The sequence below is a fragment of the Kosakonia sp. CFBP8986 genome (assembly GCF_034044935.1).
Lineage (GTDB): Bacteria > Pseudomonadota > Gammaproteobacteria > Enterobacterales > Enterobacteriaceae > Kosakonia > Kosakonia cowanii.
Genome location: NZ_JAXCXB010000013.1, coordinates 83,553 through 94,995, shown reverse-complemented (window position 1 = coordinate 94,995; position 11,443 = coordinate 83,553). Strand labels below are relative to the sequence as shown.

Genomic DNA, 11,443 nt, shown 5'->3' with positions numbered 1-11,443 from the left:
TCACCTGACAGGCCGGTGTGTTTGCCGTTGTGCCGTGTCAGTGGAGGCGCATTATAGGGAGTTAATTCCTGCTGACAACCCCTAATTTCAAAAAAGTTTTCAACCGTCTCTTTTTTGCTCAAAACGGCGTTAAACAGCCAGTTTTTCGAGCCTTTCGAAGCCATAGCGCTGCAAAACGGGCAGTAATTGCGCAGTTTCCGGCGTCAAAGCCATGCAATAGGCAATATTACTGTCAGACGATTTAGCCTCCGGCGCTTCATGCTCCAGTAGCCAGGCGGTACGGCGTGCAATAGCCGAACCGGAATCAATCAGCCGCGTCCCTTCTGGCAGCACCTGCAACAGCTCTTCTTGTAATAGCGGGAAGTGGGTACAACCCAGCACCACGGTATCCGGTGGCTCCTTCATCCGCAGCCACGGGCGCAGAATACGGCGCAACTCCTCAAGCGGCACAGGTTCGCCGTGCAGTTTGCCTTCGGCCAGCTCCACCAGCTCAGCGGAGCCCAGCATTTCGATCCGGCACTCATTAGCGAAGCGCGCGATCAATTCATGCGTATAAGGACGCTTCACCGTCCCGCGCGTCGCCAGCAGGCCCACGATGCCGTTTGCCGTTAACCGCGCCGCAGGTTTGATCGCTGGCACCACGCCCACTACCGGGAAGGTGAACTTCTCACGCAGCGCGGGCAGCGAAACGGTGCTTGCCGAGTTACAGGCAATAATGGCCAGAGAGAGGGGATAACGTGCCTGAACGGCGGAAACAATCTCGACAACACGTTCAACGATAAACTCCTCGCTCTTCTCCCCATAGGGAAACGCGACGTTGTCGAAGGTGTAGATATAGTGCAAGTCCGGCAGGAGCTGCCGGATCTCGTCATACACGGAAAGCCCACCGACACCGGAGTCAAACACCAGCACGGTGGGCCGCGCGTCAGAAGGTGTAGCTGCCAGACAAGGTGTATTCCCGTCCTGCAGTTTGGTAACCATATGCTGTCTCGTACTCTTTATCGAACAGGTTGGCGATTTTACCACGAACTGTCAGGTGAGAGGTTACAGGATATGAGGCAGAAAAATCGACGGTGCTATAACTTGGCAGAATACGTTTCTCGCCCGTTGTATAATCGTGACGCTTACTGAAGTACTCCCAGGCAAGATCCAAATCGACATCATATACAGACCAGTCAAGCTGGTACTTCGCCTGGCGCTGCGCCCTGCGCTGCAACACGTCGTGGGTTTCATCATCACGCGGGTCAATATATTGCAGAGTCACGCGATGGGAGAAAATGCCCGTATCGATATCGCCGGTCCACTCAACACCCTTAATAGTGGCTGACTTAACATTGATATAAGCCTGATTGCTGTAATCAATGAGATTATCAATCTCATAGCGGTACGCCGAGAGGCGCCAGTCCAGCGGACCGGTAAGCCCTTCAATGCCCGCTTCCCACTGTTTCGACTCTTCCGGCTTCAGGTCTGGATTCGACGCAATGCCAAACCGCTTCGCGCCGAACTGCTGGCCCAGCGACGGCGCAAGGAAACCGGTGCCGTAAGAGAGCGTCAGGCGATAGTCCGGCACAAACTCCCACCCTGCCGCCGTCTGCCAGGTGCCGTGCCAGCCAAAGGAATCATCTTTATCTTCACGGCCGGACGCCTCAAGCGTTACATCGCCTAACTGCTTCATTCCCGTCAGATAGAGCCCGGTGTTATCGCGATCGTAGGCATCGCGGCTGGTCTCGTTTGACGACACCAGGCGCTCCTGCTTCCAGTCCACGCCTGCGCCAACCGAGCCTTTGCCGATATCAACGTTATTTGCCCACTGGATATAACGCTGCTCCAGCTCATCCAACGTCGTGCCCGTATGATATCGACCATAGACGCTGCTGTAGTTGTAGTCTTTGCTTTTTTGATAGCTCGCCAGTAGCTGAGAAGAGTAAATGCCCTGGTTGAAGTTGAGCCCGGAATCCCAGCCCTGGGCATAGAGCTGACGCTCATCGGCGCTGTATTCGGGTAAAAAGGGCGGGCTACCGAGGTCATAGTCCACGTTATTGCTGAAGTCATATCCGCGGAAGAAGCCGTCAAAATTGTCGTTAAACGTATGCTGAACACTGCCCCAGAAGGTTTTATTCCGGTAGCCGTCGCGATCCTCGTCATGATCCCAGCTTGAACCGGGCTGAACGTTAAACCCGCGCGTGCCGGTATAGGAGGCCGCACCGGTCACCACCGTGTCGCCAAAACGTTGGCGCACCGTACCGTCGTAGGTTTGATATCCCTTCGAACCGATGCCAGCGTTAATCTGAGATTTCTGATCGCCCGTCAGAGTAATGATGTTTACCACGCCACCAATCGCGCCGGAGCCATACACCGTCGAGCGAGGCCCGCGGATGTACTCCACGCGCTGCACCAGCGAGAGCGGGATCTGGTTGAGTTCGGGACTGTTGCTGATACCGGAACGGCCAACCGGCACACCGTCAATCATCAGCAGGAGATGTTTGGCTTCCGTACCCCGCACATAGACAGAAGAGAGCTGCCCAATACCGCCGCTTTGCGAAACATCGATGCCCGGAAGGCGGCGCAGAACCTCAATTAAGGAGCGCGACTGCCAGCGATCGATCTCTTCACGCGTAACAATTTCCGTCGGTGCCAACACGGTTTTAAGCGGTTGTTGAAAACGGTTTGCTGTCACCACTAACTGATCCTGACCGCTATCCTGCGCCCAGCCGGAAAACGCCGTGACGGAGAGCGCCGTCAGCAGCGAAGCTTTTTTTATCATTATGTAAGCATCCACATAATAAGAAGGATGCCGCAGGTTCCATCAATAGCTCGCGATGATGACAACCAGATGCGACGTATGCCGGCAGGTCTTCGGGCTCGGAGGTACCACGAAAGGCGACTTCCCACCCACAGGCAGTGTCTGGCCTCTCACCTTTATCCTTACCGCTGCGCGTCAGCCCCAGATTTGCACTGGGTTCCCTTTTAACTCACAGGACCGGAAAAAGGATGCTACATTCCGTTACATATAGATGTCCAGACTGCTACGAGACTATTTCGTTGCGCCGCGGGCTGGACATCCCGTGAGCAATCCCTACAATCCCCGCGTTATTCATAATCTCTCAGGAAGCATCATGACCCCAGAACACCTGCCGACAGAACAGTACGAAGCCCAGCTGGCCGAAAAAGTCGTACGTCTGCAATCGTTGATGACGCCCTTTTCCGCGCCGCTTCCGGAGGTGTTCCGCTCACCCGTCAGCCATTACCGCATGCGCGCCGAGTTTCGTATCTGGCACGATGGGGACGATCTCTATCACATCATTTTCGATCAGCAGACCAAATCGCGTATCCGCGTCGACAGCTTCCCGGCGGCAAGCGAGCTGATTAACCAATTAATGTCGGTGATGATCGAGGCGGTGCGCGACAACAAAACCCTGCGCCATAAACTCTTCCAGATTGATTATCTGAGCACCCTGAGCAACCAGGCGATCGTCACGCTGCTCTATCACAAGAAACTGGATGCCGAGTGGCAGGAAGAGGCCACGCGCCTGCGCGATGCGTTACGCGCGCAGAACCTGAATGTGCAGATTATTGGCCGCGCCACCAAAACCAAAATCGAGCTGGACCAGGATTTCGTCGATGAGCGTCTGCCGGTTGGCGGCCAGGAGATGATCTACCGCCAGGTGGAAAACAGCTTCACCCAGCCGAATGCGGCGATGAATATTCAGATGCTGGAGTGGGCACTGGATGTCACGCGTGGATCGAAAGGCGATCTACTGGAGCTTTACTGCGGCAACGGCAACTTCTCGCTGGCGCTGGCGCGTAATTTCGATCGCGTGCTGGCAACAGAAATTGCCAAACCTTCGGTTGCGGCGGCGCAGTACAACATCGCAGCGAACCAGATTGATAATGTGCAGATTATCCGCATGTCGGCGGAGGAGTTTACCCAGGCGATGAACGGCGTACGCGCTTTTAACCGCTTACAGGGCATTGATTTGCAGAGCTATCAGTGCGAAACGATTTTCGTCGACCCACCGCGCAGCGGGCTGGATGCGGAAACCGAGAAGATGGTGCAGGCTTACCCGCGCATCCTTTATATCTCCTGCAACCCGGAAACGTTGTGCAAAAACCTGGAAACATTAAGCCAGACGCATACGGTTTCACGCCTGGCGCTGTTTGACCAGTTCCCCTACACGCACCATATGGAGTGCGGCGTTCTGCTGACGCGCAAATAATCGCAATGCCGGAGGTGATAAAACGCCCTCCGGCTTACCGCTTACTCGGAATCGGAGGCTTCATACTGACGGCTGCGGTTGCGCAGGCGAAAGCCAATCCAGAAGACCAGAATTACCGCCAGCAGCGCGGGCAGGAAGTTGGAGCCCATATCCGGATATTCCGCGCGCACCACGGCGCTATAGAGCAGCACACCGAGAATAAAGCAGGCCGCTGAAAGACCCGGTAAACCTACCGGCATGGTGCGATTCTGGTAGCGCTGATGCAGACAGTAGATCGTCAGCACCAGCGAGATAATCGGAAAGAGCGAAAAGGGTACGAGGGAGCTAAACACGGCGGTAAACGTGCCGTTAATCGACAAACCGGCGATCAGCGCCAGCAGCAGCGTACCTTTCTCTTGACCTGACTGTTTCATCATTCATCCTTCACTCGTCGGTTGTTGCGCCATTTTTTCCTGTTCGCGGCGATACCAGTAATATGCGCCTTTTGAAATCATACGCAGCTGTAAAACCAGCCGCTCTTCCAGCTGTTTGCGCTGCTCTGCGCTCACGTCCAGCGCTTCCGCACCGGCGTTAAAAACGATGGTGACCATCGCTTCAGCCTGCGCTTCCGTGAAGGCGCGCGGCATGTGGTTTTCGAGTTCGAGGTAATCGGCAAGTTCCGCAATAAAGTGCTGGATCTCGCGCGCAACCGCTGCACGAAACGCGGCTGACGTTCCGGAGCGTTCACGTAAAAGTAGCCGGAAGGCGTTCGGGTTATTGCCAATAAATTCCATAAAAGTGGAGACCGACGTGCGGATCACGCTGCCGCCTTTGGCAATTCGCTGACGCGCCTGGCGCATCAGCTGGCGTAGCATCAGGCCGCTCTCATCGACCATCGTCAGGCCAAGCTCATCCACGTCGCGGAAGTGCCGGTAAAATGACGTTGGCGCGATGCCCGCTTCACGAGCCACTTCCCGCAGGCTCAGGCTGGTAAAACTTCGCTCAGCGCTCAGTTGGCTGAATGCGGCTTCAACCAGTGACCGCCGCGTTCTCTCTTTTTGTTGCGCTCTTACACCCATCACGATGTTTGAATCCTTCCAGGGGCCCGCTGGCACTATACCAGAGAATAAATCCAAACCGATTGTACTGGATTGTGACGGATTGTTTACGCGCAGATTCTTCTTTTTCAGCGGAAAAAAGCACAGTGATAATTGGGTTATCCCGTGGTTAATGTTAGTATTATGTTGCTTTTATGTATAAGAACAGGTAAGCCTTACCATGCCACATTCCTACGATTACGATGCAATAGTGATAGGCTCCGGTCCCGGCGGCGAAGGCGCAGCCATGGGCCTCGTTAAACAGGGAGCCCGGGTAGCGGTTATTGAGCGCTACCATAATGTCGGCGGCGGCTGTACGCACTGGGGCACCATCCCCTCGAAAGCGCTCCGTCACGCAGTCAGCCGTATTATCGAATTTAACCAAAACCCGCTCTACAGCGACCATACCCGCCTTCTTCGCTCCTCTTTCTCCGATATCCTGAACCATGCCGAAAGCGTGATTAACCAGCAAACGCGTATGCGTCAGGGTTTTTACGAGCGTAACCACTGCGACATTCTGGAAGGCAACGCGCACTTTATTGATGACCACACGCTGGGGCTGGAGTGCCACGATGGCACCGTCGAAACGCTGACGGCGGAGAAGTTTGTCATCGCCTGCGGTTCGCGCCCTTATCACCCGGATGATGTCGACTTCGCGCACCCGCGCGTCTACGACAGCGACTCGATTCTCGATATGCACCACGAACCTCGCCACGTGATTATCTATGGCGCAGGGGTGATCGGCTGTGAATATGCGTCCATCTTCCGCGGTATGAATGTGAAAGTCGACTTGATCAACACCCGCGATCGTCTGCTGGCGTTTCTCGATCAGGAGATGTCGGACTCCCTCTCCTACCACTTCTGGAACAGCGGCGTGGTGATTCGCCACAACGAAGAGTATGAGCGCATTGAGCCATTAGATGATGGCGTCATCATGCATCTGAAATCCGGTAAGAAGCTGAAAGCGGACTGCCTGCTCTACGCGAACGGCCGCACTGGCAACACCGACAGCCTTCAGCTTGCCAATATCGGGCTGGAAGCGGATAGCCGTGGTCAGTTGAAGGTCAACAGCATGTACCAGACCGCGCTGCCGCATATCTATGCCGTGGGTGATGTGATTGGTTATCCGAGCCTGGCATCAGCGGCTTACGATCAGGGGCGTATCGCCGCACAGGCGATGATTAAAGGCGAAGCTACCGCGCATCTGATTGAGGATATCCCGACCGGGATCTACACCATTCCGGAGATCAGCTCCGTCGGGAAAACCGAACAGCAGCTCACCGCCATGAAAGTGCCTTATGAAGTGGGCCGTGCGCAGTTTAAACACCTCGCACGGGCGCAAATCGTCGGCATGAACATTGGTACGCTGAAGATTCTGTTTCACCGCGAAACGAAAGAGATTTTGGGGATCCACTGCTTTGGCGAGCGCGCGGCCGAGATTATTCATATCGGCCAGGCAATTATGGAGCAGAAAGGTGGCGGTAACACCATTGAGTACTTCGTTAACACCACCTTCAACTACCCAACCATGGCGGAAGCCTATCGGGTAGCGGCACTGAACGGCCTAAACCGCCTGTTTTAAGCCTTTGTCGAAATGGCCATCCATCGCGCCGCGGATGGCCTCTGCCAGCTGCTCATAGCGGCTGCGCAGCGGCGAGCCCGGTCGATAAACCAGCCCAACCGTACGCTTCGGCTCCGGCTTAATGCACGGTAAGTAGACCACGCCGTCACGTTTACGCTCGCGCGGTACGGCAAGCGCAGGCAGCAGCGTGATGCCGCTCCCGGCCGCGACCATATTACGCAGGGTTTCCAGGCTGGTTGCGCGGAAATGGGTATCCTCATCCGCGCCCGCTTCAAAGCAGAAGCCCATCGCCTGATCGCGCAGGCAGTGCCCATCTTCCAGCATCAGCAGCTTTTCACCCGCCAGATCGGCCATCGGCACGCAGTCGCGGTTCGCCCAGGCGTGATCTTCGTAAATCGCCAGCATCATCGGCTCGTCAAACAGCGGCACTTCAATAAAAGCTTCACTCTCTTTGACCAGCGCGAGGATCGCGCAGTCGAGCTTGCCGCTATCAAGCTGCGCCAGCAGCTGCTGCGTCTGCGCTTCGTGCAGATACATCTCAAGTTTCGGGAAGGTTTGATGCAGCAGCGGAATAATATGCGGCAGCAGATAGGGGCCTACGGTCGGGATCAGCCCGATATGCAGCGGGCCGGACATGGCTTCACCTTGCTGGCTTGCCATCTCTTTCAGCACCTTGACCTCGCGCAGTACCGTGCGCGCCTGGTCCACCAGCAGCAATCCAGCCTGGGTAAAGAGAACTTTGCGGCTGGTGCGCTCAAGCAGCATTACGCCCAGTTCATCTTCCAGTTTGCGGATCTGCCCGCTCAGCGTAGGTTGGCTGACGTGGCACGAGTCGGCTGCACGGCGAAAATGGCGGTGTTCCGCTAACGCCACCAGGTATTCAAGATCACGAATATTCATCTTCATCCTCCGTCGCCACGATAGTTCATGGCGATAGATAGCATAGCAACGAACGATTATCCCTATCAAGCCTTCTGTACAATAATTGACTCCAGGAAACGTAGCGGTACTGTGTTCTACCCTAACCAGTCACCCTTTTCACTACCGTTTCTCTCTGTACAACTAAAGCCAACGTGAACGTTTTGCGGACCCCGTGTCCGCTTTTTTTTGCATAAAAAAGCCCGGCGTTACGCCAGGCTCACTCTGTTTCCACGCTTATCTCACACCAGGCGCGCTTTCGCTTCAGCAATCGCCTGCGCTACCTGCGTCGGGGAAACGCCCCCTTTCGCCGCGCGTTTATCCAGGCACGATTGCAGGGCAAGGATCGGGTAGACATCGTCGCCAATCACCGCACTGAACTGTTGCAGGTCGGCAAGCGCCAGCTCCTCCAGCGGTTTACCCTGACGAATCGCCTCCACAACCGCTTCACCCACAATGTGGTGTGCTTCGCGGAACGGCACGCCTTTGGCGACCAGATAATCTGCCAGCTCGGTTGCATTCGCGTAACCCTGCTGCGCCGCTTCCTGGCAACGTGGGCGTTTGACCTGAATACCATCCAGCACCAGCGTCGCCATATGCAGGCAGTCAAGCCAGGTATCGAGCGCGTCGAACAGCCCCTCTTTATCTTCCTGCATATCTTTGTTGTAGGCCAACGGCAGCCCTTTCAGCGTCATCATCATACCGGTCAGCGCACCCTGAACACGGCCGCACTTGCCGCGGATCAGCTCCAGCGCATCCGGGTTTTTCTTCTGCGGCATCAACGATGAGCCGGAAGTAACGCGATCGGAAAGCTCAACAAAGCCCGCTTCGCCGGAGTTGAAGAAGATCAGATCTTCGGCAAAACGCGACAGGTGCACCATGCCAATCGAGGCATCGGAGAGCAGTTCAAGCACGTGGTCGCGATCGGAGACGCTGTCGAGGCTGTTACGGGTAGCCGACGCAAAACCTAACCAGCCCGCCAGCTGTTCACGATCGATCTCATAAGCGGTACCCGCCAGCGCGCCGCAGCCCAGCGGGCTGACATCCAGGCGCTTCAGCGCATCCTGCAAACGGCTCTCATCGCGGGCCAGCATCTCAACGTAGGCCAAAGACCAGTGCGCAAAAGTGACCGGCTGGGCGCGTTGCAGGTGCGTATAACCCGGCATGACGGCATCCTGATTGTTCTCTGCGGTCACCACCAGCGCGCTCTGCAACTGACGGTTTGCCAGCAGCAGTTCACTGATGGTCTCTTTGCACCACAGTTTTAAATCCGTCGCGACCTGGTCGTTACGGCTGCGCCCGGTGTGCAATTTCTTGCCCAGTTGTCCCACTTTGTCGATCAGCTTACCTTCCACCCAGCTGTGAATATCTTCCGCGTCGCTTTGCAAAATCTGTTCAGGGTTGGCGCGCACCTCTTCCAGCAGGGTGTTCAGCGCCTCTTCCAACTGCTGCTGCTCGGCGTCGGTCATCACGCCAACAGTGACTAACGCTTTGGACCAGGCCACAGAGCCAACGATATCCTGCTCCGCCAGGCGATAGTCAAAGCGCAAAGAGTCGTTGAACTGTTTGAACCGTTGATCCGCTGCCTGAGTAAAACGCCCGCCCCAAAGTGCCATAATATGCTTCCTTCTTTTTCTACGTTTTGCCGGATGGCGCCTGCGCTTATCCAGCCTACATAAGTGTGTCTGTGATTAAGCCAGAATACGGGTGCCGATCGGCGTGCCGTTAAACAGTGCCGGCAGTTGCTCGGCGTGACGCCAGGAGGCGATATCCACCGGACGACCCAGCGTGCGCGCTGCATCGAGCGCCGCATTCACTTTCACGATCATGCCATCGGTAATAATGCCCTGCGCAATCAGCTGCTCCGCTTTAGCCGCGGTCATCTCGGCAATGCGCTGGCCTTTGCCATCGAGAATACCGCTCACGTCGGAGAGCAGAATCAGATCCGCGCCAAGGGTCGCCGCCAGCGCCGTTGCCGCCTGATCGGCGTTAACGTTCATCAGCTTGCCTTCATCGGTCACGCCGATGGAGCTGACGACAGGCAGGAAACCGCCCTCCAGCAGGGTGTTAATCAGCGTCGGCGAGCCCGGCTGCGCTAAACCGACATGACCAAGCTCTTCATCCAGCTGGGTGACACTAACGCTGTCGCCATCGCCAAGGAACAGACCTACCGAGGCGATATGGTGTTTCTTCGCCCACGCCAGCAGCGTTTTGTTGGCGGTGCCCGCCAGCGCGCCGGTAATGATGTCAATCTGATCGGCAGGCGTCACGCGCAGGCCATTCTTCTTCTTCACCGGCAGATTGAGCTGCTTCATTAACTCATCCACCACGCAGCCGCCGCCGTGAACGATCACCAGCGGGCGTTGATGGGCTTCGCGGTACTGCACCAGGGCGGTAAACAAACGCTCCAGCGCTTCTTCGCTATCCAGCAGTACGCCACCGAGCTTAATAATTAATGGATTCATCATCACGCCTGTTCGATTAGATAAGAGACTGGGTTTCAGCATAGCCGAAACGAATATTGGCACACTGCATCGCCTGCGCCGCCGCGCCTTTCAGCAGGTTATCTTCCGTCGCCACCACAATCAGGTGCTCGCCCTGCACGGCAAAGCCGATGTCGCAGAATGGCAGGCCGACCACGTTTTTCAGCGCCGGGACACCTTTTTCATACAGACGCACCAGCGGTTTGCCGTCGTAAGCCTGTTTGAACACAGCCGCGATTTGCGCATGGGTCACGCCCGGTTTTAAGCGGCAGGTGATGGTTTCCAGGATCCCACGCGGGAAGCTTGCCAGATGCGGCGTGAAGATCACGTCCGTACCGAGATGCGTGGCGATTTCCGGGTGGTGGCGATGGTTGAAGATGCCGTACGGCTGCAGGCTCACTTCACAGAAGCTGTTAGAGAGCGCGGCTTTGCGCCCTGCACCGCTGACGCCGCTGGTGGCATTGATCACCGGCCACTGATTAAGATCCAGCAGGCCCGCATCGATCAGCGGTTTTAACGAGAGCTGTGCCGCCGTCGGGTAGCAACCTGGTACGGCAACCAGCTGCGCCTCTTTGATTTTGTCATGGTTCCACTCCGCCAGGCCGTAGACCGCTTTTTCGAGCAGATCGGCATGCTGATGGGTAAAGCCATAGAAGGTTTCATAAAACGCGGGATCGTTCACGCGGAACGCGCCAGAGAGATCGAACACCACGCAGCCAGCCGCCAGGCAATCCGGCACCAAATCGTGGCTCACTTCGTGGGCGGTTGCGAGGAACACCACATCCACACCGGTCAGAAAATCCTTGATATCGGCCATCGGCTGCAGCGGCAGATCGACAATGCCCTTCAGTTGCGGATGTAAATCGGAGAGACATTTTCCTGCATCATTACTTTGCGCAGAAACCGTCAAAGCGGTTATGTTCATATGAGGATGGCGATTTACATAGGACACAAGTTCTGCGCCGGCGTAACCGCTGGCACCCACAATTAATGTGTTCAACATCGGTGCGGTCTACCTTCTTACGTCATGTTCGGATCTGGAAGGGTGCGTTCTCCCTCCCGCGTCGCTGAGCAAAGTCGCCTTACGGGTTCCCATACGCTCAACATTATTGTATTTTTATGCACATTTACTGCATGAATATTGATACTATCACGAACTCAGGTATG

Annotated in this window: 10 protein-coding genes and 1 riboswitch; of the genes, 2 read left to right on the top strand and 8 right to left on the bottom strand. The window is 56.0% G+C overall.

The window, feature by feature from the left end; genetic code table 11:
- Positions 1-129 precede the first annotated feature (129 nt).
- Positions 130-981 carry a glutamate racemase gene (gene murI / locus SOM48_RS21330; protein ID WP_023479359.1) on the bottom strand — a complete coding sequence of 284 codons (852 nt, stop codon included), beginning with the start codon at positions 979-981 and terminating at the stop codon, positions 130-132.
- A complete protein-coding gene (btuB, locus tag SOM48_RS21325) occupies positions 926-2,764 on the bottom strand; it encodes a TonB-dependent vitamin B12 receptor BtuB (protein ID WP_320512956.1) in 1,839 nt (612 codons plus the stop codon). The genes murI and btuB overlap by 56 nt, the downstream gene beginning before the upstream one ends.
- Positions 2,765-2,830: 66 nt before the next feature.
- A riboswitch (cobalamin riboswitch) is annotated at positions 2,831-3,000 on the bottom strand.
- 116 nt (positions 3,001-3,116) lie between these two features.
- Between btuB and trmA the strand changes: the two genes are divergently transcribed.
- On the top strand, positions 3,117-4,217 hold the full coding sequence (trmA, locus tag SOM48_RS21320; RefSeq protein WP_139568865.1) for a tRNA (uridine(54)-C5)-methyltransferase TrmA: 1,101 nt from the start codon (positions 3,117-3,119) through the stop codon (positions 4,215-4,217).
- A gap of 41 nt (positions 4,218-4,258) precedes the next feature.
- On the opposite strand, the gene SOM48_RS21315 is transcribed toward trmA, so the two are convergent.
- Positions 4,259-4,630, bottom strand: a complete 372-nt coding sequence (locus SOM48_RS21315; RefSeq protein WP_023479341.1) for a YijD family membrane protein — start codon at positions 4,628-4,630, stop codon at positions 4,259-4,261.
- Positions 4,631-4,633: 3 nt separating this feature from the next.
- Entirely contained in the window at positions 4,634-5,278 is a 645-nt protein-coding gene (gene fabR, locus SOM48_RS21310) for an HTH-type transcriptional repressor FabR (RefSeq protein ID WP_034812619.1), read from the bottom strand.
- A gap of 196 nt (positions 5,279-5,474) precedes the next feature.
- Between fabR and sthA the strand changes: the two genes are divergently transcribed.
- Complete coding sequence (gene sthA, locus SOM48_RS21305; RefSeq protein WP_023479370.1) at positions 5,475-6,875, top strand: Si-specific NAD(P)(+) transhydrogenase; 1,401 nt, start codon at positions 5,475-5,477, stop codon at positions 6,873-6,875.
- Here the strand turns inward: sthA and oxyR are convergent.
- From oxyR to argC, 4 genes are all read right to left on the bottom strand, one after another.
- Entirely contained in the window at positions 6,858-7,775 is a 918-nt protein-coding gene (oxyR, locus tag SOM48_RS21300; protein ID WP_054804432.1) for a DNA-binding transcriptional regulator OxyR, read from the bottom strand. The two genes, sthA and oxyR, sit on opposite strands and share 18 nt — an antisense overlap.
- A gap of 260 nt (positions 7,776-8,035) precedes the next feature.
- Positions 8,036-9,409 carry an argininosuccinate lyase gene (gene argH, locus SOM48_RS21295; protein WP_076768839.1) on the bottom strand — a complete coding sequence of 458 codons (1,374 nt, stop codon included), beginning with the start codon at positions 9,407-9,409 and terminating at the stop codon, positions 8,036-8,038.
- 75 nt (positions 9,410-9,484) lie between these two features.
- Entirely contained in the window at positions 9,485-10,261 is a 777-nt protein-coding gene (argB, locus tag SOM48_RS21290; RefSeq protein WP_094193156.1) for an acetylglutamate kinase, read from the bottom strand.
- 13 nt (positions 10,262-10,274) lie between these two features.
- Entirely contained in the window at positions 10,275-11,279 is a 1,005-nt protein-coding gene (gene argC, locus SOM48_RS21285; RefSeq protein WP_054804431.1) for an N-acetyl-gamma-glutamyl-phosphate reductase, read from the bottom strand.
- Positions 11,280-11,443: the final 164 nt, after the last annotated feature.